The organism is Cobetia sp. 2AS (assembly GCF_029846355.1).
GTDB lineage: Bacteria > Pseudomonadota > Gammaproteobacteria > Pseudomonadales > Halomonadaceae > Cobetia > Cobetia amphilecti.
The window spans coordinates 300,487-323,654 of the sequence record NZ_JARWKQ010000004.1; the positions used below are offsets into that span (position 1 = coordinate 300,487).

The window sequence follows — 23,168 nt, forward strand, 5'->3', positions numbered from 1 at the left end:
CTTGACCATGAGCGACGTTCACGCCGACACCCCTGACGCCCGGGCCGAGACCCAGAAACCGCTGATTCTGGTGGTGGAAGACGAGCCCAAGATCGCAAGCCTGCTGTGCGATTATCTGGACGGCAGCGGGTATCGCACCCGGCATGTCGACGACGGCAACGCCGTGATCGCGGCGGTCAATGACGAGACACCCGCCCTGGTATTGCTGGACCTCATGCTGCCGGGCACCGACGGCCTGACCCTGTGCCGCCAGCTGCGGGCCGAGGACAACCTGCTGCCCATCGTGATGCTGACCGCGCGGGTCGAGGAAGTGGACCGCCTGCTGGGGCTGGAGCTGGGCGCCGATGACTACATCTGCAAACCCTTCAGCCCGCGTGAGGTGGTGGCGCGCATCAAGGCCGTGCTGCGTCGCAGCCAGGCGCTTGATCAGACCCTCTCGCAGACCTCCGACAAGGGCCAGTTGGTGCTCAATGAGGAAGGTTGGCAGGCACTGGCCGATGGCAGTGACCTGGGCCTGACCGCGGTCGAGTTCCAGCTGCTCAAGGTGATGATGCAGTCGCCGGGGCGCATCTTCTCCCGCGATCAGCTGATGGACCACATGTACCGCGACCACCGCATCGTCTCCGAGCGCACGGTGGATTCCCACGTCAAGAAGCTGCGCCGCAAGATCGCCAATGTCTGGCCGGAGCGCGACGTGATTCGCTCCATCTATGGGGTCGGCTACAAGTTCGAGCCTGACGTGCTGGACTGATATCTCGCCTCACGCAGGCCCTGAAACCTTTCAGAAACATGACAACCGCCGTCTGTGACCACAGACGGCGGTTGCGTTTTTGTTGCACCCACGGTGCGAACTTGCTGTCCAACTGCGACGGATACTGTCATCACTGCCTAAGCGAGAGCCATTTACTGCTGCTCAAGCGCGGGTCTACGCCACAAGTGAGGTATTCGTCATGTCCCACAGTCCTGCCAGTCGTGCTCTCTCCCGCACTCGCCTGATCGGTGCCGGCGTACTGAGCGTCATGCTGATGGCATCACCGCTGAGCGTGACCAGTGCCAGCGCCGCCGATGTCTCGCTGAACGTGCTGCTGGATGGCATCAGCCTGAACGTCAGCCAGCGTGCCACCCTCGACAAGCAATATCGCCACTATCGCCAGCAACGTCAGGCCGCTAAAAGCCATCACGACGCCAAGGCGCTTGCCAAGGCGCGCAAGGCCTACCTGGCCGATGTCGATCGCGTCCTGAATCGCCATCAGACCCAGCGCTTCCACCAGCAGTTCGACCGCCACTATCCGGCGAACGCCCAGGCGAACGCCAAGGCGGCGAAGAAGCGCCACCACGGCGGCTGATGGCAACCGCGTCTGAGCGCCCCGGGTTGAAACCTGGCGTCACCACCTTGATCAAGGACTCAGTCCCTACAGGATTCAGTCTCTACAGGATTCAGGCCACAAGATCACGCTGCAGAACGACGACATAGAAAAGACGACGCAGAAAAGACGACGCAGAAAAGACGACGCAGAAAAGACACAGCAAGCCGTTGCATGTTCCGCCCAGGCGCGTTGCACGCAACCCCATGAAACGTTGCACAATGCCGGCACATTCACTGCTGATAATGCTCTTATCGCTTGATTCCGGCCCTTTATCTAGACACTCGGAGTACGCCATGAACCGCATTTCTCGCAAGCTCATCGTTTCCGGTCTGCTGACCGCCCTGGCACTGCCGATGACCGCCGTGGCCTCAAGCAACGACAAGCACCATGACGGCGCCGACCGCAAGGAAGGCCTCGACAAGATTCTCGCCAGCTGGCATCTCAGCGATGAACAGCAGCAACAGCTCGACGCACTCAAGCAACAGCAGATGGCAAGCCGCAAGCAGCTCAAGGAGCAGAAGTTCGACTCCCGCGAAGCGCGCCGCGACGCCATCCAGGCACAGCGTGAAGAACACAAGGCCGCCCTGGCAGAGATTCTCGACGAGAATCAGGTCAAGGTGCTCGAAGCCTACTGGGCTGCCGGCAAGCCGATGCACGGCAAGCACATGGGCAAGCATGACGGCAAACGTCACGGCGAAGGCAAGCATGCCGACGAGCGTGATGGAGAACGCGGCGGCAAGCACATGGCCGGCGAGCGTGGCGGCAAGCACATGGCCGACAACGGCAAGCAACGCATGCAGCTGATGGGCGCCCTGTTCGACAGCTGGGACCTGGATGACGACCAGCGCAGCGCGCTCAAGGACTCCTTCAAGTCCATGCGTGACGACATGGAGTCACTCAAGAAGACCGACTTCGACTCGCGTGAAGCGCGCAAGGCGGCCTTCGAGGAACTGCGCAAGACCCAGCACGATCGTCTGGCCAAGGTGCTGGATGACGACCAGATCAAGGTGCTGGACCTGATGCACCAGCGTGACAAGCGCGGTCCGAAGATGGCCGACCGTCAGCAGCAGGAAGGCATGAAGGCGCTGCTGGCCAGCTGGAACCTGAGCGATGACCAGATGCAGGCGCTCAAGGAAGTCCGCAAGGAAATGCGTGACGAGATGCATGACAGCATGAAAGAGATGCACGACGACATGCGCGATGCCATGCAGGACGCCGACACCAAGCAGGAGCGTGTCGCCGCCCGCCAGGAAATGCGCAAGGAAATGAAGGAGCAGCGCCTGGAACTGCGTGAGGAAGGCCGCGAGAAACTCGCCGATGTGCTGTCCGCCGAGCAGCTCGATGCGCTGGAAGCCTTCATGGCCAACGGCATGCGCCATCACGCTGGCAAGCATCATGGCGGCATGAAGGGCGGCGACATGAAGCGCGGCCCGATGCATGACGCCGACCAGTCTGAAGATGCCTGAGTCAGGCCATCACCTGAGCAACTGAAAGCCGGCTGATCGACGCTCCGGCGAGGTAAGAACCGGGCGGTCGCGCCCCGGACGATCACGCCCCGGAAACAGCCATTCAGCTGCCCTGCTGACGTCACTTTCGCCGCCCCGGCCACGATTCTGTGGTCGGGGCGGCGTCGTTGTGTCCTTTTACCGACAGCGATTTTTCCAGGCACGACGCCGCGCCTGCGAGGCTCTGCCATCGGGCCTCGCGGCGATCTGATCGCGACACGAGGATAAGCGAAAGCGACAGTTGCACTGCCTTTTTCCCCAAAGGGGGGTTATATTTTTATTGAACAATCAATTAAAATAATTCTGCAAGGCTTTGAGCATTACACGGCGTGATGATGTGAGTCGCGTTTTCCTGACTGCTGAGCTCCCCTCCGCTGCCGATCTCGACCGGCGGCAGCAAGACGGGATGCCTGCAACCGTCACAGGAAAGCGGACCCGGCAGATGCCGACGAGACTGACGCCTGCCATCCCGGCAACTTCAAGGGAGCAAGCGATGGCGACCGCCACGGACTCGCGAGCAGACACCGGAGTGACCCGCCCTTCGCGAGAAGGCGGGTGACGTCCAGGGACGCCGAGTAGACGTTCGAAGTGATGAGAGCAGCGCGATGAAGGCCAGGCGTTTCCCAGCGCTCGACCCGCCATCGTTCTTCTGCGGCCAATCTGGCCTGCAGGAAAGGGGCCGCACCACGGTGCGCGCCCGGCGTCTCTCATGAATTGCCCACCGGCATTTCTTGCTTGCTGCCCAGCGATGCCCCTGCAATCGCGTCGTCACGGCAGTCGACACTGCCGCTGCTGCAAGTTCCGCCCCGCGCGTGAGCTGAGCACGGCCCGTGCCGTTCGTGTCCGTCTTTTCCTGCACGCCACCCGCAAATTCTGCGGCTGACGGGCAGCTAAGCACCACGCACGAGTGAAACTTCCCCTGATAAGGAGTTGCTCATGCAGAAACCTGCTTCCGCCGAGAACGCCACGCCGTCCTCGAGTCGTATCAACCCGACGGTCTTCTACGGATCGATCATCGGTATCCTCGCCTTCCTGGCCTTCGCGATGCTGTTCACCGAACAGGCCGACGCCTGGATCGGCAGCGCCCTGGGCTGGACCATCGACACCTTCGGCTGGTTCTACATGCTGGCCATCGTCGCCTATCTGGTCTTCGGGGTGCTGATCGCCTGCTCGCGCTTCGGGCGCATTCGCCTCGGGCCGGACGATTCACGCCCGGAATTCTCGCTGCTGTCCTGGTCGGCGATGCTGTTCGCGGCCGGCATCGGCATCGACATCCTGTTCTACTGCATCGCCGAACCGCTGTCCCACTACGTGGCGCCGGTGACCGGTGATCCGCAGACCCAGGCGGCAATCCGCAACGCCATGGTGGAAACCTTCTTCCACTGGGGCCTCTCCGGCTGGGGCATCTATGTGCTCGCCGGCATGTCGCTGGCCTACTTCAGCTACCGCCACCGCCTGCCGCTGGCGATCCGCTCGGCCTTCTACCCGCTGCTCGGCAACCGCATCAATGGCCCGATCGGCAACGCCGTGGACATCTTCGCGATCATCTCCACCGTGTTCGGTATCGCCACCTCGCTGGGCATCGGCGTCATCCAGCTCAACTACGGCCTCAAGTTCATGCTCGGCGTGCCCGAGAACCTCGCCGTCCAGGCCGCGCTGATCATCGGCGTGATGGTACTGGCGACCATTTCCGTGATCACCGGTGTCGAGAAAGGCATCCGCTTACTGTCCGAGTTCAACATGCTGCTGGCCACGGCGCTGCTGATCTTCGTGCTCGCCGTCAGCGACACCTCGCAGCTGCTCAACGCCCTGGTGCTCAACGTCGGTGACTACATCACCCAGTTCACCGCCAAGAGCTTCGATACCTACGCCTACACGCCGGGTACCGATGAGTGGATGAGCGGCTGGACGCTGTTCTTCTGGGGCTGGTGGATCGCCTGGACCCCGTTCGTCGGCCTGTTCCTGGCGCGTATCTCGCGCGGTCGTACCATCCGTCAGTTCGTGTTCGGCGCGCTGCTGATTCCGCTGAGCTTCATGATGGTGTGGATGAGCGTGTTCGGTAATTCCGCCATCGACATGGTCGCCAATCAGGACGTCGCGGCACTGGCCACCGAAGCCCTGAATGCACCGCAGAACACCATCTACACCTTCCTGGAGCAGCTGCCCTACTCCACCATCACCACCGCCGTGGTGGCGATTCTGGGTATCGTGTTCTTCGTGACCTCCGCCGACTCCGGCGCCCTGGTACTGGCCAACTTCACCTCCATCCTCAAGGACGTGAACCACGATGCGCCGATCTGGCTGCGCATCTTCTGGTCCGCCATCATCGGCCTGCTGACGCTGGCACTGTTGATGGTCGGGGGCCTGAGCGCGCTGCAGAGCGCCGTGGTGATCACCGCCGTGCCCTTCTCCATCGTGCTGATCTTCATGATGATCGGCATGTACAAGGCGCTGATGATCGAGGACCGCAAGGAGAACGTGCGTCAGGACAACAGCTGCGTCTACGAAGGCGTCGACTGGCATGAGCGTCTGGACCACGTGCTCGACTTCGCCCAGAGCGGCAGTTCCGAGGCGACCCTCAAGCGCTCCATCCGCCCGGCCCTCAACCAGCTGGCCGAGGAACTCAATCGTCGCGGTCAGGTCTCGAGCGTCACCGAAGAGACGCTGGAAGATGAGCCGCTGCCCCGCGTGACGCTGGAAGTCGAGTTCGAGGACGCCTCCAACTTCGTCTACCAGGTGCGTGCGGTGCGCCAGCAGACGCCAAGCTTCATCGACGCCAATGATGACTTCTACCTGCGTCTGGAAGTGCACCTCTCCGAAGGTGGCAGCGGTCAGGAGCTCAACGGCCTGTCGCGTGCCCAGGTGCTCGACGAAGTCGTTACCGCCTACCAGCAGCATCTGGCCTTCGTGCGCCACGATACGGTCAATGAAGCGCCGGCGATGCCGGGCGTGATCGGCAAGTCAGAACTGGACTGATCAAAGCTGGACTGATCAGAACTGGACTGAGACGTCGCTGAGCGCAGGCGTTCAGCCTGCAATGCAAAAGCCCCCGCCGGGAGACCGGCGGGGGCTTTTTTGCGTCTTGCCTTGTGCGTTTGCGGCTTGCGTCCTTACCTGCCTGCCAGCGGCTCAGGTCGCGGCTGCGGTCTCGACCTGCTGTGCGCCCTTCTTGATCAGCGCATAGCCGATACCCGTCACCAGGGTGCCGGCGACGATGGCGCCCAGGTACATCAGCGGCACGTTGATGGCATTGGGAATCAGCAGCACGAACAGCCCGCCGTGCGGCGCCAGCAGCTTGGCACCTATCAGCATCGACAGTGCGCCGGTGACGGCACCGCCGACCATGCAGGCCGGAATCACGCGCAGCGGGTCCTTGGCGGCGAACGGAATCGCGCCCTCGGAGATGAAGCACAGGCCGAGAATGAAGCTGGCCTTGCCGGCTTCACGCTCCGGCTCGGCGAACTTGCTACGCGCGATGAAACTGGCCAGCCCCATGCCCAGCGCCGGCACCATGCCAGCGGCCATGATGGCCGCCATCGGCGCGTAGGTCTCGCTGGCCAGCAGGCCGACACCGAAGGCGTAGGCAGCCTTGTTGACCGGGCCACCGAGGTCGAAGCACATCATCGCGCCGAGCAGAATGCCCAGCAGTACGGCATTGGCCGAGCCCATCGATTCGAGGAATTCGGTCAGCGTCGCCATCAGACCCGCCACCGGCGTGCCGACCACGTAGATCATCACCAGACCGGTGACCATACTCGCCACCAGCGGGATGATCAGGATCGGCTTGAGCGATTCGATCGACTGCGGCAGCTTGACGAAGCGGCTCAGCCCCAGCGCGCTGTAGCCCGCCAGGAAGCCGGCGATGATGCCGCCGAGGAAGCCGGCGTCCAGGGTGGCGGCCAGCCAGCCACCGATCATGCCCGGCGTGATGCCCGGGCGGTCGGCGATGGAGTAGGCGATGTAGCCTGCCAGCACCGGAATCATCAGCTTGAAGGCCGACCCGCCGCCGATCTGCATCAGCGCCGCCGCCAGGGTGCCTTCTTCCTCGAAGGCCTTGATGCCGAACACGAAGGACAGCGCGATCATCAGGCCGCCCGCCACCACCATCGGCAGCATGAAGGACACGCCGGTCAGCAGGTGCTTGTAGGGACCGCGCTTCTCGCCCTTCTGCTGACTGCCCTGACCGCCCGCGGCGGTGGCGGATTCCACCTCGGCGCCTTCCAGCGCCTGCTCGATGGTATCGCGCGGCTTCTTGAGCGCGGTGCCGGTGGAGGTCCGCCAGACCCGCTTGCCGGCGAAGCGCGTCGGGTCGACCTCGATATCACAGGCCAGAATCACCACCTCGGCCGCGGCGATCTCCTGCTCGGTCAGCGCATCCTGCGCGCCCACCGAGCCCTGGGTCTCGACCCGCGTCGGGTAACCCAGCGCTCGCCCTGCCTCGCTCAGGGCCTCGGCGGCCATGAAGGTATGCGCCACCCCGGTCGGGCAGGCGGTGACCGCAACGATGGACGGCTTGTGCGCCACGTCTCCACCAGCTGCGCTTGCTGCGCCGCTGGCCGTCGTGCTGACAGTCGCAGCCACATCGGCGATGTCCTTGGCTTCCAGCACGCGGGCACGGGCCTCGGCATTGGCCAGGAAGGCGGCGGGGTCCGGCAGCGCCTCTTCGATGGGCGCGACATGCACGCGCTTGCCGACGAAACGCTCGAGGCCGGCGCTGGTCATCGGCGACGCCGCGACGATCACCAGCTCGGCGGCGGCGAGCTGGGCATCACTCAACACGAGTTCACGCTCGAACTGCGAGCGCATGTCGATGAGGGGTTCCCAGTCGCGACGACGGGCGGCCTGCTCCAGACGGCGCGCCGCCAGGAAGCTGGTCGCCATGCCGCTCGGGCAGGCGGTAACGATGATGACATTCATGGGCGTGGCTCTCCGGCTGTCGCGACCTCGGCACTGGCCAATGTCTCGATGCTGGTGTGTTGTTGGAGGGTTTCAAGCTCCGGGGCGGCGGGATTGCCAGGCCCCGGGTGGGTCACGGCCTCGGCGGAAAGCGCCGTGGCATGACGCAGAATTTGTTCACGCATGGCCGCCGTAGGTGTCGGATGGCAGAGCACCCCATGCAGCATGGCGGCCAGCAGGGTATCACCGGCACATACGGTGCTGACCACTCGCATGCGCGGCGGGCGTGCCCGCAGTGTCTCGGCGCCGGGGCTTGCCCACAGCACGCCTTCCGGACCGGCAGAGATCAGCGCCTGCTCGATGCCGTGCTCGACCAGACTCGCCAACGCACGCTGACGCGCGGCGTCGCTCTCCAGCGGCTCGCCCGCCCACAGCGCCAGTTCCTGCTCATTGGGCTTCACGCCGCTGGGCGGCACCGCCAGACCGGCTTCCAGTGCCGTGCCGCTGGTGTCCAGCCAGCAAGCAATCCGGCGGGCACGCACCCGCTGCACCAGGCTCGCCAGCTGCTCGCTGCTGACGCCAGGCGGCAGGCTGCCGGCGATGACGACGGCACAGCGCTCTGGGCTGCCCTCGGCCTGCTGACGATCGATCCACTCATCGATGCGCGTCTCCAGCCGCGTGAAGGCGGACTCATCGACCTGCATGCCCGCGCCGTTGATATCGGTGACACGGCCACTGGCCTCGCCGAGCTTGACGTTGATGCGGGTCGCGCCCGCGACGCGTTCGAAGGCATCACTCAGCCCCCACTCGGCGAAGGCGGCCTCGAAATCGGCCTGGTTGTCGGCGCCCAGAAAGCCGCTCAGCGTCACCGAATGGCCCAGCGTCGCCAGCACCCGCGCGACGTTGATGCCCTTGCCCGCCGCCTCGAGATGATGGCTGCGCGCCCGGTTGACCTTGCCCGGCACCAGGCTGTCGAGGCCGATGGTCATGTCCAGCGCCGGGTTGAGCGTCACACACAATACCGGGCAGTCGGCGGCCTGACGCGTCGTGTTGTCACTCATCACACTGACTCCCGCGGGCTGTGTCCATTACTGGCGCATCACTGGCCGCAGCGCCTGAGGTGACCTCGGCAACGGAAGGCTCGCCCTGCTCGAGCAGCGCTTCCAGAGCACTGCGCACGTCTTCCGAGGTCGGCTGGGCCAACGCGACCCGCGCCTGCTCACGCGCCGTGGCCAGGTCCAGCTCGCGCACCCGCGCCTTGACCAGCGGAATCTGGCGGCTGGACACCGACAGCTCATCCACGCCCAGCCCGACCAGCACGCCGACGGCCTGGTCATCACTGGCCAGCTCACCGCAGACGCCGACCCAGGCACCGTGGGCGTGGGCGGCACTGACGGTCATCTCGATCAGGCGCAACACCGCCGGATGCAGACCATCGGCCTGCGCCGAGAGCGTCGCATGGCCGCGGTCGATCGCCAGGGTGTACTGGGTCAGGTCATTGGTGCCCACCGAGAAGAAGTCGACTTCCGGCGCGATGCTGGCCGCCGTCAATGCCGCCGAGGGAATCTCGATCATCACGCCGACCTGCACGTCGCGCACCGGCGGCTGGCCATGTTCGGCCGCGTAGGCGGCGTCCAGCTCGGCACGCACACGATCGACGATGGCACGCGCGCCACGCAGTTCGGCCAGGTCCTTGACCATCGGGAACATCAGGCGAATCGGCCGCGCACCGGCGGCCGTCAGCAGCGCCCGCACCTGGGTCTCGAGCACTTCCGGGCGCGTCAGGGCTAGGCGAATGCCACGCAGGCCAAGGAAAGGGTTGTCCTCACGCGGCAGCGGCCAGTACGGCAGCGGCTTGTCGCCGCCGACATCCAGCGTGCGCGCCACCAGCGGCCGTCCCTCGAGCGCATCCAGCGCCTCACCGTACTGGGCGGTCTGGGTGGCAAGATCCGGCGCCTGCGGGTGCGCCATGAACACGAATTCGGTACGCAGCAGGCCGACACCCTCGGCACCGCGCTCGACGGCGTCACCGGCATGGGCGGTGTTGCCCAGATTGGCGACTACCTCGACGTGGTGCCCGTCCAGGGTCGTGGCGGGCGCCATGCGCGACTCCCAGGCGGCGGCCTGACGCTGCTCATGCCCGGCGATCGCCTCTTCGGCGCGCGCACGGCGACTGGCCGAGGGCATCACGCTGACGCGGCCTCGTTCACCATCGACGATCAGCTCGCTGCCATCGGCGATCGCCAGCACGCTCGGGCCAGCCCCGACCACCGCCGGAATGCCCAGCGAGCGCGCCAGAATCGCGCTGTGCGAGGTCGCCCCGCCCAGCGCCGTGACCAGCCCCCGCACGCGAGTGGTATCCAGGCGCGCCACATCCGACGGGCCGATGTCCTCGGTCACCAGCACATGCGGTGTCTCGGGGGCGCTGGGCAGCGGCGTATCGGTCAGCACGCCGAGCACCCGCCGGCCGACATCGCGCAGATCGGCGGCGCGTTCGGCCAGCAGGCGATCAGCGAGGTTCTCCTGGGCGCTGGCGGCGCTGTCGATGGCCGACCACCAGGCCGCTTCGGCGCTGTGGCCTTCATCGAGGCTTTCGCGCGCCGCGGCAAACAGCTCCGGATCGCCGAGCATCTCCTCGTGCATCGAGAGAATCTCGGCCATCTCGGCGCCTTCGGCGCGATTGACCAGCGCCAGCAACTGCTCGCGCGCGGTCTGGATACTGGCTACCAGGCGCTCGGCCTCACGATCGGCGCCGGCCTCGCTGCGCGTCTCGTAGACGAAACGCGGCAGGCGCATCACCCAGCACGGCGCGATGGCCATGCCCGGTGAGGCGGCCACCGCGGGCACCACGCTGTCGGCGGCGGGAGCGGCCTGCTGGGTGTCGCTGGTGGCTTGCTGCGCGCTGGCCTCCAGCGGCGTGGCGGCGTCGGCGCGCCAATCGGCCAGCGGCTCCACAGCTTCCCCGAGACCGGCCTGCACCGCGCTCACCATCATGCTCAGCGCCGCCTGATTGGCCGCCGAGTCATCGCCGGAGGCGCTGAAGATCAACGTCTGGCCGCGGCGTGCCCCCAGCCCCAATACTTTGGTCAGACTGGCGGCACTGACCACACCGCTGTCATCGCCTTCCAGTCGCAGCGCCGGAATGACGCCATGCTGCTCGCCGGCTTCGCGCGCCGCCTGCACCAGCTGCTTGGCCGGACGCGCATGCAGGCCGTGGGCGTTGAGCAACACGACCTGAGCCAGCTGCGCCGTGGCGGACTCTCCCGACAGCCGCGCCAGCAGGGCGCTGGCCGACAGGCCCGGCAGGCTTTCGCCTGCGCCCTCTTCCAGCAACGTCAGCAGGCGCTCAAGCAACGGCTGATGCTGGCCCTGCTGGGCATCGACTGCCAGACAGGCCAGCGCAGTGATGCGCCCGTGGCGCGTCTCCAGTGCCTTCTCCGGCGTGACGATGGCCAGCGCCGAGCGGGTGACATCCTGCTGCGACTGCGCCAGCCACACGCCCTGCCCCAGCGCCACCGGTTGGGCGGCGAGCATGGCAGAGATAAAACCATCACTGACACAGCCGGCCTGGCGCAGGCGCGCGGCCCCCGCCAGCACCAGCTCGTCACGATCACGCGCGGGGAAACCGCACAGCAGCGTCTCGGCATCCAGCCGCGGCGGCACCACCTCGCGGCCCAGCTCGCTCAGCACTTCCTCGGCGGTGGTCGCCGAGGCCAGGCGCTCACTGACGCCGTCGCGATCCAGCACGCGCGTCAGCGCACGCAGGATGTCGAGATGCTCATCGGACTGTGCCGCGATGGTCACCAGCAGGAAGACGCGATTGCCGTCGTGCCACTCCACGCCCTGCGGAAACTGCAGGACACGCACCCCGGTGGCCAGCACGGCCTCGCGGCTGTCCGGCGTGCCGTGGGGAATCGCGATCCCCTGCCCCAGGTAGGTGGAAGACTGGGCTTCGCGCGCCAGCAGGCCCTCACGGTAGTCGGGCGTGGCGCGCCCACCGGCGACCAGGGCATCGGCGGCCTGTTGCAAGGCATCGCGCCAGTCGCTGGCATGGGCGGCGAGAAGGATATCCTCGCGATCAAGACTGAGCATGGCTGGCTCCTTGAGGCTCCCTTCTGGTGAGGAGCCTGGATGTTGGCGGTGCGCTGCAAGCGTGTCTTTCAGCTGCCGCGACACGTCACTTGGCGAGTTCCGACAGGGTAGCGGCGTCATGGCGTGATGACGAGCGTGCTGAATCGTGTCACCTCAATAAGGCTCATGCTGGCCGTTTTCTTGCGCCCGATCAAGCGAACACAAACCGAAAACGTGCTTCTGGTGACTAGACATTGGGTGTAGAGCCGCCTGTGGCGCGGGCTCGAGAGGCGTCGAGCGAGGCGTGCCCGGCGCAGAGAGGATTTGCACCCGAGCCCACAAGTGCGCATCATTCCTCGCACATGGAGCACGCAGATCCCGTTCCCCCTTTCCAGCAAGGACAGTGGCATGACCCTGGCAGAAATCGCGCGTCTTGCAGGCGTTTCACGCACCACCGCCAGTTATGTGGTCAATGGGCAGGCACAGGCACGACGTATCAGCCCCCAGACGGTCGAGCGCGTCATGGCGGTGGTACAACGTCATCACTATCGGATCGATGCCCAGGCAGCCGCGCTGCGGCGTGGCGAAAGCCGCACGCTGGGCTTCATGCTGCCGGACCTGGAGAACGCCAGTTATGCCCGCCTGGCCAAGTTGCTGGAGCGCGGGGCGCGTGAGCGCGACTATCAGCTGTTCATCGTCTGCTCCGACGATGAACCGGAAACCGAGCGCGAGCTGGCGCGCATGCTCAAGGCGCGGCGGGTCGATGCGCTGATCACCGCCAGCTGCCTGTCCCCCGATGACCCCTTCTACCGCGAACTGGCGCTGGATGGCTTCCCGGTCATCGGTGTCGATCGCGCGCTGGATACGCGCCACTTCGCCAGCGTGGTCAGCAACAACGAAGATGCCGCCCGCCAGCTGACCGAAGCCGTGCTGGAACACGCGCCGCAGCGACTGCTGTGGCTGGATGCCTTGCCGGAGATCGATATCACGCGGGCGCGCGCCAGCGGCATGCAGGCGGCGCTGGCGCACTATCAGCAGCGCACCGGCAGCAGCGAGCTTGAGGCCACCACCCTGCATGCCGCGCGTTACGAGCGCGAGGCAGGCGCGGCGGCGCTGACCGAGCATCTCCGCCATTCACCGCTGCCGGACGCCATCGTCACCGCCTCCTACACCCTGATGGATGGCGTGCTTGATGTGCTGTTCGCCGAGGGGCCGCCGGCCAATCCGCCCAAGGCGATGGCCAGCTTCGGCGACGACCGCCTGCTCGACTTCCTGCCGCTGCCGATCCATTCACTGCCCCAGCGTCACCAGCAGATCGCCGATGCGACGCTGACGCTGGCGCTGCAGGGCATTCAGGGCCAGACCACGCCCGGCGTGACGCTGGTGGAACGCGAACTGCGCCGCCGCCAGCACTGAGGTGATGTCTGAGGTGATGCCTGAGGTGATGCCTGAGGTGATGTGTCTGGCCGAGGGCGGCTTTGCTGGCGCCCACCATCACTAGCGCCAGGCTTGGCCGGCATCATGGGCGATGCGGTGATCACGAATCTCGGCCAGCAGCGCCGCCACCGCGGCCTCGATGCGGGTGCGCGGCGTGTCGGATGCCAGCAGCAGCTCCAGTTGCAGGGCGGCATCACGCAGCAGGTCGTGATCCAGGGTGGCGGCGCTGCCCTTGAGCAGATGGGCTTCATGCTGCAGCTGCTTCAGGTCCATATGATCCACCGCCCGCGACAGGCGCTGGGACTGCTGCTCGAGCTGCTCCTCGAAGGCCGCCTCGAGGGCCGCGATGCTGTCGGCATCCAGTTCATCCCGCAGCGCAGGCGTCGCGGCCTGTGCAAGCTCAGCCGCTGAGCCGCCAGATGTCCACGCCTCTCTAGTGTTCATGCTCGTGTGTCCCCCTTCTGCCCCTTCCCGTTCGCCCTCGCCTTCGCCCTCGCCTTCGCTTTCGCCCTCAGGCTCATGCCGCTCGATGGGGCCAGCCGCCGCCGGCTCACTGACCTTGTCTGCTTCAGCTTCAGTCTCAGCTTCAGCTTCAGCTTCAGCCTCAGTGGCACGCGCCTGGGCCTCATGGATCATGCGACGCCGCGCAGCGGGGGAATCGAGTGATGCCACCAATGACGCCGCACGCGCGAGTGCCTCACCGGTTTCCGGCGGTGCCTCGAAGTGGGGCGGTCGCTCGGTGGTAGGGGAATAGTTGATCGGGTCGAAGGGCTGGGTGCTGGCGAGGGCATTGACGCGCCATTCGCCGAGGTCCTGGCTGCCCGACTGCCAGCGCGCCAGCATGCTGGCGAGCTGCTGACGCCGGATCGGCTTGGACAGGAAGTCGTTCATGCCCGCCGAGAGGCAGCGCGCACGCTCCCCCGCCGCCACATTGGCCGTCATCGCGACGATAAGACTCGGCGCACGCCTGTCACTGTGCTCCATGGCGCGCCAACGCCGCGCCACCGCAAAGCCATCCAGTCCCGGCATGCGCAGGTCGAGCAGCACCAGCACCGTATCGCGCTGGCGCGCATACCACGCCAGCGCCGCCTCGCCACTGTCGACCGTCGTCACCGTGTAGCCCAGGCCACTGAGCATGGAATGGGCCACTTCGCGATTGATGTGATTGTCGTCGACTACCAGAACATGCTCGCCACGGCTGAGCGGCAGAGGCGCGGAGGTGAAGGCCGGTCGCTTGAGCGCCGCGGCGCGTGGCAGCGGCAGCTCGAACCAGAAGCAGGCACCCTTGCCCGGGCGTTGCTTGAGGCCCAGTCGCCCGCCCATCAACTCGACCAGCCGCCGCGAGATCGAAAGCCCGAGTCCGGTACCGCCGAAGCGGCGCGCAGTGGAGGCATCGCCCTGGGTAAAGGGCTCGAACAGCTGGGCGGCCTGTTCTTCACTGACCCCGATGCCGGTGTCATCGACCTCGAAGCGCACGCGCCCCGCCGGCAATGCCTCGACCAGCAGACAGACACGCCCCTGCTCGGTGAACTTGAAGGCATTGGAGAGCAGATTGAGCAGCACCTGACGCAGACGCACCGAATCGCCCATGACCTGCTCGGGCAGCTGGGCGGAGCGGCGGTCATCGAAGACGATGCGCGTGCTGTCCATCTGCGGCAGCAGCAGGTCGATCACGCCATCGATGGCCGTGTGCAGTTCGAAGGGACGTCGTTCGACGCTGAGCTTGCCGGCCTCGATCTTGGAGAAGTCGAGGACATCATCCACCAGCCCCATCAGCACTTCGCCGCTATCGCGCAGACTGCTGGCATAGCGATGCGCACTGCTCTGCAGCGGTTCGGCCAGCAACAGCTCACTCATGCCGATCACACCATTGAGCGGGGTGCGAATCTCGTGGCTCATGGTGGCCAGAAACTCGGACTTGGCGCGACTGGCCTGTTCGGCCCGCGCCGCCTCGTGCTTGAGAGCCGACGACATCGCCAGCATCTGCAGGCGGGCCTGTTCACGCCCGCGGGCCTGCAGCCAGACCTGACGGCAGACCATCAAGGTGGCCAGCAGCATCAGCGCCAGCAGCAGCAACATCAGCTGCACCAGGCTGTCGCGGCTCTGACGCTCGTGGGCCAGCTCCTCGGCCAGACGTGCACGTACCCGCAACAACAGCGTCTGGGTGGTATCGGCCAGTGCATCGCTCAGCTTCTGGAACTCCGCCGCCTCGCGACCCTCGGGCCCCAGCACCTGGGAGCGCTGTGCAGCGTCAATGTCTGCGGAAGCGTCGTCAGCCTGGGCGCCCTGCACCGGGCCCGTGCCCTCGAACACCGGGCCATGCCGCCACTTTTCCAGCCGCAGATCGAGATACTCGATCTGGCTCATCAACTCATCGGCCAGCAGCGGCACGGCCGGCAGGGTCATCAGGTGGCGCTGGAAATCCCCCCGCCGGAAGATATAGGTGCGGCTGTAGAGCAGCTCGTAATTCTGCAGCACCTCATTCCAGATACTGGCACGATCGGCTGGCCCGGCGACGCGATAGCGCGCTATCGAGGAGGAAAGGCTGACCGCCTCGCGATCCAGCTTGTAGATCGACCAGACGGCGTCGTCGCGGGTGCGGTCTTCCAGACTGACCTGGTTGTGCAGGATGGTGCCGCCGATGCCGATGGAGGCCAGCAGACACAGGATGCTGATCGCCATGCCCAGCCACAGCGGCCAGCGCGCGGGGGAATTGCCGCTTCCGCCCACACCCGACGCGGCAATGCCCTGATCAGCAAGGGACTGATCAGCAGCGGTGCCTGAAAGCGGGGATCTTTCATCCGGCGACTGATTCACTGCATGACTCCATGTCATCTTGCGCCTGAGGGGTCAGGCGCCAGCCCTCGCTCACTCCAGCGTCAGCCCGGTGACCTGCCAGACACTGCGAAAGCGTACCTGCTCATTGAGCAATTCCGGATGAGCATCGAAGGGATACAGCACGAACAAGGGCCCGAGGTCACGCACCGGCATGCGTTCGCCGTCGCGGCGCGTGGCCAGCAGGACATCGAAGTCCTCGATGTCGCTGAGGGGAATCTCGGCCACGAAGTCATTCAGTGCCCGCACCTTGAGCCCCCTGGCATCTTCAGACACCCGCGCTACCAGCTCGCGCAGCAGCGGGCCGGAGAAGCTGACACGTCCCTGGGTCCAGGGGGTGTGGGTGGCCACCACGCGCGACGGCATGGCTTCGAGCATCGCCAGATCGAAACGCGCCCGCGGTGCCTGCAGGGAGCCGGCATTGCCACAGCTGACAGCGCCCTCGACCGTCAACACCACCGGCCCGCTGGGTGCAGGCAGGCAGTCATTGGCCGCCAGCACGTGGCGCTCGCCTGTCGCCAGCGGCGCCTCGGCGGCCAGGGCCGCAGGGCTGAAGAGGCTCGCCGACAGGCTTGTTGCCAAGGTCGCGGCCAGGCTCGCTGTCACACTTGCGGCCAGGGCGACCTTGCGCCAGATGGAGCTGCGCGAGCCGTGCCCGCGGTTGACTGGCCTGGACAGCGGACTCACGAGGCGCTTCGCCGATGGATCATTCATGCCGGTTTCCCATGCTATTGTGCGAACGCCATGTGCATTCAAGGGCCCAACTTTACGCTAGCTCGCGCATGCTTTGCGAGCCTGCGAACCTCGCGCCACGACGAGTTGTCACACTCAACGCACGGAGCCACTCACACGCCCAGGCCCACGCCTGCGCCCATGGCTGGCGTTCGTCGCCTGTTCCGCTATCGCTTGATAAGCGTCAGCTGATGATAGTCAGCTGACCTCTATCCGTCTCCACCTGCCATCGAGCCTGCTTCATGTCTGCCACTTCGTCCGCTTCGCTGCCTGCCAACGGCTCTCCCACACCGACTGCTGCCCTGCCCCGCGTGCTGGCAGGCCCGATATTGCGCCGTGTCACCGCCGAGGGCGTGATGCTGTGGCTGGTGACCTCTCGCCCACAGCAGGCGCGGGTGTGGCTGCTGCCGGAGCAGGACGCGACACCTCCCACGCGAGGTGAGGATGGCCTGCCGACAGCACCGAGCTGTCGGCTGACGGAGCATCTGGCGATGCCGCTGGGGGAGCACGCCTGGCTGCTGTTGATCGAAGCGCATCCCGACACGCCTTTGCCTGCCGACTGCGCCATCGCCTACGAGCTGGGCCTGGCGGAGCCGTCAGCGACAGCGACAACGTCAACGGAAGCGTCAGCAGCATCGACAGACACGCCCGAATGGCACGGCATCGCCGACTGGGCGCCACAGATCTGCTACCCCGGTGAAAGCCTGCCGCGCTTTCGTCTGCCGTCACGCCTGACGCGTGTCGCGCATGGCAGCTGCCGCAAGCCGCATCACGGCTTGAGTGACGACGAGCAGCAGGCGCAGCAGAGTGCGGAAGGCGCTGCGTCGACCGATCGTCTTGAGACGCCGCCACCCAAGGGCCCGGGTGGCGACGGACTGGTGGCGCTGGATCGCTGGTTGAGCGAGCGACGTGAGAGCGTCGCCGAGTGGCCGGAGGTGATGCTGTTCACCGGCGATCAGATCTACGCCGACGATGTCGCGGGGCCGATGCTGGGCGCGATCGATCAGCTGATCGCGGGGCTGGGGCTGCCGGAGGAAACGCTGATGGAGGCCGAGGTCTCTGACACTCGCGAGCTACGCCAGCACCCCTCGCACCTCTACCACCGCCCGCAGCTGCTGCCGGACATGCCGGCCAACGAAGGGGTGGCCGCCAGCTTCTTCGGTGCCAAGCGCAAGCCCATCTTCACCTCCACCGGTGCCGACAATCATCTGATCGGCCTGTCGGAAGTCATCGCCATGTACCTGCTGGTGTGGTCTGACGTGCCGTGGGAGGCGCTGGGCATCACGCTGGAAGATCCCTCGGCGCTCGATGGCCATGACGACGCCACCCGCGAGCGCCATGCCACCGAGGCCCGCCATCTGCGGCGCTTCTGTGGCGGACTCGGTCAGGTACGTCGCCTGCTGGCCAATGTGCCCAGCCTGATGATCTTCGATGATCACGATGTCACCGATGACTGGAACCTCAGCGCCGCATGGGAGGAAGCCGCCTATGGCCACCCCTTCTCGCGCCGCATCATCGGCAATGCGCTGACCGGCTATCTGCTGTGTCAGGCCGCCGGCAACGGGCCGGAGCCACTGGCGGAGCTGCTGGAGGAGACCCGGTCGCTGTTCACTCATGCCCTGACTGGCACTGACAAGGCGCAATCTGATCACACTGAAAAGTCCGCCGACGGCCATTTCGATATCGAGCGTCAGGAGGCGTTGATCGCCCACCTTCATCGCTGCGAGAGCTGGGATTATCAGCTCGACACCACGCCGCCGCTGATCGTGGCCGATACGCGCACCCGCCGCTGGCGCAGCGAGCGCAAGCTCTCGCATCCCTCGGGGCTGATGGACTGGGAGGCGCTGAGCGAGCTTCAGCAACGCCTGGTCGGCCATCCGGCCGTGGTGCTGGTGTCTCCGGCGCCGATGTTCGGCGTCAAGCTGATCGAGAGCATCCAGAAGCTGTTCACGCTGGCGGGCAAGCCGTTGATGGTCGATGCCGAGAACTGGATGGCGCATCGCGGCGCGGCCAGCGTGATGCTCAACATCTTCCGCCACTCGCGCACGCCGCAGAACTTCGTGATCCTGTCCGGCGATGTGCACTACTCCTTCGCCTACGACGTGCGCCTCAAGCATCGCCGTTCGAGCCCGAGCATCTGGCAGATCACCAGCAGCGGCATCCGCAATCGTTTCCCGGTCGGCCTGCTGGATGTGCTCGACCGTCTCAATCGCTGGCTGTACGCCCCGCGCTCACCGCTCAATCTGCTGACTCGCCGGCGCAACATGCGCGTCACGCCGCGCCGTCACGACGCGGCCAGTCAGGGCGAACGCCTGCTGAACGCCTGCGGCATCGGACTGGTCGACCTGGACAGCGACGGCCGTCCCACCGCCATCCGCCAGCTGACCACCGACGGACAGGAGGTGCACTTTGTGCCCCGTCGCTGATGCCCACTGCCCGCCGCTGGCGCTGATCCATCATCCCGGCTATCGGATCGCGCTGCCCGAGAAGCATCCCTTCCCGATGGACAAGTTCAGCGTGCTCAAGCGCCTGCTCGACCGCCAGCTGGCCGACTGCGCCTCGGCCGTCGACTGGGTGACGCCCCAGCCCGCCGAGGAGGACGACCTGCTCAGCGTGCATACCCGCCGCTATGTGCATGAATTTCTCACTGGCACCCTGAGCGCGCAGGCCCAGCGGCGCAGCGGTTTCGTGTGGAGCGAGGCACTGCGCGAGCGCAGCGTGCTGGCCGTGGGCGGCACCATGACCACCGTGCGCGAAGCGCTCAAGCGCGGACTGGCCTGCAATACCGCGGGCGGCACCCATCACGCCCACCCGGAGGCCGCCAGCGGCTATTGTCTGCTCAACGACATCGGCGTGGCGGCGCATCAGGCACTGGACGACGGCGTGAAGCGCGTGCTGATCGTCGATCTCGATGTGCATCAGGGCGATGGTACGGCGTTGATCTTCGCCGACGAGCCGCGGGTCTTCACGCTGTCACTGCATGCCGAGAGCAACTTCCCGGCGCGCAAGCAGCAAAGTGATCTGGACGTGCCCTTGCCCAGGGGCATGGGCGATGCGGACTATCTGGCGGTGCTGGCGCGTACGCTTGAGGAGGTGCTGGCGCGGGTACGCCCGGAGCTGGTGATCTTCGATGCCGGTGTCGACCCGCATGCCGCGGACAGGCTCGGCCATCTCGAGTTGAGCGACAGCGGCCTCTACCACCGCGAGCGGCATGTCATCCAGCGCTGTCGCGCGGCGGGCGCCGCCGTGGCCTGCGTGATCGGCGGCGGCTATGACCGCGATATCGAGGCATTGGCATGGCGCCACAGCCAGCTGCACCGTGCGGCGCTGGATGTCTGGCGCGAGGCGCATGGCCAGCCGGCCCTGTTCGGGCCACCGGCCTGAGCTTGCATACCGTCGTGCCTACCGTATTGCCAAGCGCCTTGCTTACTGTCTTGCCAAGCGTCCCCTGAACGAAAACGCCCGCCATCGATGATGGCGGGCGTTTTCGTTCAGGCCTGTAGGCAAGATTCCAACGACATCACTTGAAGGCGGTGACTTCCACCTCATCGCCGACACGCAAGGTCGGCTTGCGCGAGGGATCGAGCGCGACGAGGTTGTAGCCGAAGTGCACCTGGCCATCCGCGAAGCGGCGCACCCGTGCCAGCGTCTTGAGCGGCTCGCCGTCGCCACGCTTGTCGCCCGTCGCCGGGTCGACATTGACCATCGCACAGCGGGTGCAGGAAGACACCAGCGTGAAGCGTGCCTCACCGATGCGCACTTCCTGCCAGCCATCCTCGGCCCATGCCTCGTCACCGTTGATCACCAGATTGGGGCGGAACTGATCCATGCCATGGTCCGCACTCGGGGTCTGGGCGTTGAGCGCCGCCAACGAAGCCTGATTGGCCAGCAACAGCGGGAAGCCGTCGGCGGCGCTGACGCGCTGCGCGATGATCTCGCGATAGCGCTCCGAGCGCTCGCCCAACCAGCTGAGCCTGACCGGCATGCCGACCTGCTCACTCAGCCAGGCATCAGCCTCAAAGCTGACGCTCAAGGCAGTGAACCGATCGGCCCACACCTGGATGTCGAGACGCTCGGCCTGGTCATCGGTGGCAAAGCTGACGCTGCCGCATTCGGGGCGATCCAGATGCCACAGTCGCCACTGGCCGCTGGCGTCTTCGCGCAAGGCCAGCCGCTGCAACTGGGGATGCGTGCGCGCGGTGACGAACTTGCCACGCGCCGCGACCACCACGAAGCGGCGGTCCTGCGTGAGACCTTCCTCGCCGAGCGTCGCTGTCTCAAGCGCCTCAGCGGCGCCGGACTTGAGGGGATAGCGCCACAGGTGGGTCAACTGCATGAGAGGTTTCCTTGCCAGAGTCCATCAATTCAGAAAGTCAGCGAACGGTGCGTACGAGCAGTGTCAGCTCGCGGACGAAGCAGAGCCTGCGTCATTTGGCGCCTTGGCCTGTGCTGTATTTGTCTGTGTCGCATTCGGCTGGGCCGCACTCGGCTGGGCCGCATTCACCACAGGGATGTCGTCATCCATGGCGTCCAGGCTGATCACGTCGGGGCCCGAGAGCGCCACGCTGGAAATCAGCGCCTTGACGCCCAGCCCGACCTTGAGGCCCAGCTCCTGACACACCAGACGATCGACTCGCGCCCTCACCCGCTGGCCGGCGATGCCCAGCACCAGCTCGGCGCTGGCATGGCCGCGCTCGCTCTCGATCTCGTGGATCACGGCCGGCAAGGCATTGCGCAGGCTGGTGTGGGTCGGCGTTTCCAGTGCGATGCTGATGTCACGCGCCCGCAGCCGCAGTCGCACACGACGCCCCACCGGCATCGCCAGCCGCGCCAGCTTGAGGCTCAACCCGGCGCCCAGCCCCAGACGCGTCAGCTGCCAGTCATCATCGTGCGACAGCACCTCGGCGGTCAGCAGCGAGCCCGCTTCGAAGCGGCCGGTCTGCGGCGCCAGGTCCAGCCGTGACAGCATGTCGCCGATCTCGCCGCTGGCGGTGATGCGGCCGTTGTCCACCAGCGCCAGGCGGTCGGCGACCGCGAACAGCTCGCGGGTGTCATGACTGACGAACAGGATCGGGATCTCGATCTCGCGTGCCAGCCGCGCGATGTAGTGCAGCAGCTCCTGCTTGCGAGCGCCGTCGAGGCCGGTCAGCGGCTCATCCAGCAACAGCATGCGCGGGCGTGACAGCAGGGCGCGGCCGATCGCGACACGCCGCGCCTCGCCACCGGACAGCTGGCCGGGCATGCGCGACAGCAGGTCCTCGATGCCCAGCAGCGTCACCATCTCATGCAGACGTGACTGATTCTGTTGGCGCTGGGCGGGTGTCAGGGCGCGCGGCATGCCGTAGTGGAGATTGCCGCGCACGCTGTAATGCGGAAACAGGCGCGGCTCCTGGAAGACGACCCCGAGCCTGCGGCGATGCGCCGGCACGAAGATATCGTTCTCGCCGCCCGTCAGGCACTCGCCATCCAGGCGCAGGTGGCCATGGTCGGGACGTTCGAGACCTGCGATCAGGCGCAGTATGGTGGTCTTGCCGCTGCCGGAGCGCCCGAAGAGCGCCGTGACGCCGCGCGCCGGCACCTTGAGCGTGGCATCCAGCGTGAAGGCGCCCTGCTGACGATGGAGGTGGAAATCAAGCATCACGCCCCTCCATGCGCAGTCGCGCGCGACGTGCCAGCCACTCGGAGGCCAGCAGCGACAGCATCGCGATGACGACGGCGATGGCGCACAGCCTGGCCGCGGCGCCTTCCTGGCCCGGGGTCTGGATCAGGGTATAGAGCGCCAACGGCAGCGTGCGGGTCTCGCCGGGGATATTGGCGGCGAAGGTGATGGTGGCACCGAACTCCGACAGCGCGCGCGCGAAGGCCAGCATGCCACCGGTGAGAATGCCCGGCAGCGCCAGCGGCATGGTCACCGTGAACAGCACGCGCAGCGGGTTGGCCCCCAGGGTGCGGGCCGCGGCCTCCAGCCCCGGGTCGATGGCCTCCAGCGACAGGCGCATCGCGCGCACCATCAGCGGAAAGGCCATCACCGCCGCCGCCAGCGCCGCGCCCTGCCAGGTGAAGGGCAGCACGATATCGATCCTGGCCAGCCACTGGCCGATGGCACCATTGCGCCCGAAGGTGACCAGCAACAAGTAACCGACCACCACGGGCGGCAACACCAGCGGCAGATGCAGCAGACCATCGACCAGCGCCTTGCCACGAAACTCACGTCGCGCCAGCCACCAGGCCGCCGCAAAACCGGGAATCAGGCTCAGGCCGACCGCGACGCAAGCCACCTTGAGGCTCAGGCTCAGGGCTTCCCATTCCAGCGCACTCAGCATGG

15 protein-coding genes are annotated in these 23,168 nt (G+C 66.2%); 7 read left to right on the forward strand and 8 right to left on the reverse strand.

Features of this window, described 5'->3' with window-relative positions; genetic code table 11:
• The first annotated feature begins 7 nt into the window (after positions 1 to 7).
• The 4 genes from QD356_RS13050 to betT all read left to right on the forward strand — a co-directional run bounded on the left by QD356_RS13050 (position 8) and on the right by betT (position 5,848).
• Complete coding sequence (locus tag QD356_RS13050; RefSeq protein WP_175089247.1) at positions 8 to 751, forward strand: response regulator; 744 nt, start codon at positions 8 to 10, stop codon at positions 749 to 751.
• Between the two features lie 199 nt (positions 752 to 950).
• Positions 951 to 1,346 carry a hypothetical protein gene (locus QD356_RS13055; RefSeq protein ID WP_192837411.1) on the forward strand — a complete coding sequence of 132 codons (396 nt, stop codon included), beginning with the start codon at positions 951 to 953 and terminating at the stop codon, positions 1,344 to 1,346.
• Between the two features lie 314 nt (positions 1,347 to 1,660).
• The gene (locus QD356_RS13060) at positions 1,661 to 2,833 is read left to right on the forward strand and encodes a Spy/CpxP family protein refolding chaperone (RefSeq protein ID WP_192837410.1); all 1,173 of its coding nucleotides are present in this window, start codon (positions 1,661 to 1,663) and stop codon (positions 2,831 to 2,833) included.
• A gap of 975 nt (positions 2,834 to 3,808) precedes the next feature.
• Positions 3,809 to 5,848: a choline BCCT transporter BetT gene (gene betT / locus QD356_RS13065; protein WP_192837409.1), complete on the forward strand. Its 2,040-nt coding sequence runs from the start codon at positions 3,809 to 3,811 to the stop codon at positions 5,846 to 5,848.
• Between the two features lie 153 nt (positions 5,849 to 6,001).
• On the opposite strand, the gene QD356_RS13070 is transcribed toward betT, so the two are convergent.
• From QD356_RS13070 to ptsP, 3 genes are read right to left on the reverse strand one after another with little or no spacing between them, the layout of a single operon-like run.
• Positions 6,002 to 7,789 (reverse strand): PTS fructose-like transporter subunit IIB, encoded by a 1,788-nt coding sequence (locus tag QD356_RS13070; protein ID WP_192837408.1) that lies wholly within the window; start codon positions 7,787 to 7,789, stop codon positions 6,002 to 6,004.
• On the reverse strand, positions 7,786 to 8,829 hold the full coding sequence (locus tag QD356_RS13075; protein ID WP_192837407.1) for a 1-phosphofructokinase family hexose kinase: 1,044 nt from the start codon (positions 8,827 to 8,829) through the stop codon (positions 7,786 to 7,788). The genes QD356_RS13070 and QD356_RS13075 overlap by 4 nt, the downstream gene beginning before the upstream one ends.
• Positions 8,822 to 11,860, reverse strand: a complete 3,039-nt coding sequence (gene ptsP / locus QD356_RS13080; RefSeq protein WP_192837406.1) for a phosphoenolpyruvate--protein phosphotransferase — start codon at positions 11,858 to 11,860, stop codon at positions 8,822 to 8,824. The genes QD356_RS13075 and ptsP overlap by 8 nt, the downstream gene beginning before the upstream one ends.
• A gap of 387 nt (positions 11,861 to 12,247) precedes the next feature.
• Here ptsP and cra point away from each other — a divergent pair, with 387 nt between their 5' ends.
• Positions 12,248 to 13,255, forward strand: a complete 1,008-nt coding sequence (cra, locus tag QD356_RS13085; RefSeq protein WP_054555669.1) for a catabolite repressor/activator — start codon at positions 12,248 to 12,250, stop codon at positions 13,253 to 13,255.
• Positions 13,256 to 13,336: 81 nt separating this feature from the next.
• Here cra and QD356_RS13090 read toward each other — a convergent pair whose 3' ends face one another.
• Both QD356_RS13090 and QD356_RS13095 read right to left on the reverse strand, forming a co-directional pair.
• Positions 13,337 to 16,093: a sensor histidine kinase gene (locus QD356_RS13090; protein ID WP_192837405.1), complete on the reverse strand. Its 2,757-nt coding sequence runs from the start codon at positions 16,091 to 16,093 to the stop codon at positions 13,337 to 13,339.
• A gap of 51 nt (positions 16,094 to 16,144) precedes the next feature.
• A complete protein-coding gene (locus tag QD356_RS13095) occupies positions 16,145 to 16,825 on the reverse strand; it encodes an oxidoreductase (protein ID WP_225996288.1) in 681 nt (226 codons plus the stop codon).
• Positions 16,826 to 17,085: 260 nt separating this feature from the next.
• Here QD356_RS13095 and QD356_RS13100 point away from each other — a divergent pair, with 260 nt between their 5' ends.
• Complete coding sequence (locus QD356_RS13100; RefSeq protein ID WP_192837404.1) at positions 17,086 to 19,269, forward strand: alkaline phosphatase family protein; 2,184 nt, start codon at positions 17,086 to 17,088, stop codon at positions 19,267 to 19,269.
• Complete coding sequence (locus tag QD356_RS13105) at positions 19,253 to 20,227, forward strand: histone deacetylase (RefSeq protein WP_225996287.1); 975 nt, start codon at positions 19,253 to 19,255, stop codon at positions 20,225 to 20,227. Before QD356_RS13100 ends, QD356_RS13105 begins: the two co-directional genes overlap by 17 nt.
• Positions 20,228 to 20,363: 136 nt before the next feature.
• Here the strand turns inward: QD356_RS13105 and QD356_RS13110 are convergent, their stop codons facing one another.
• The 3 genes from QD356_RS13110 to modB form a co-directional block, all read right to left on the reverse strand.
• Positions 20,364 to 21,179 (reverse strand): MOSC N-terminal beta barrel domain-containing protein, encoded by an 816-nt coding sequence (locus QD356_RS13110; protein WP_192837403.1) that lies wholly within the window; start codon positions 21,177 to 21,179, stop codon positions 20,364 to 20,366.
• 63 nt (positions 21,180 to 21,242) lie between these two features.
• The gene (gene modC / locus QD356_RS13115) at positions 21,243 to 22,481 is read right to left on the reverse strand and encodes a molybdenum ABC transporter ATP-binding protein (protein ID WP_192837402.1); all 1,239 of its coding nucleotides are present in this window, start codon (positions 22,479 to 22,481) and stop codon (positions 21,243 to 21,245) included.
• A complete protein-coding gene (gene modB / locus QD356_RS13120) occupies positions 22,474 to 23,166 on the reverse strand; it encodes a molybdate ABC transporter permease subunit (RefSeq protein WP_054555674.1) in 693 nt (230 codons plus the stop codon). Before modB ends, modC begins: the two co-directional genes overlap by 8 nt.
• Positions 23,167 to 23,168 lie beyond the last annotated feature (2 nt).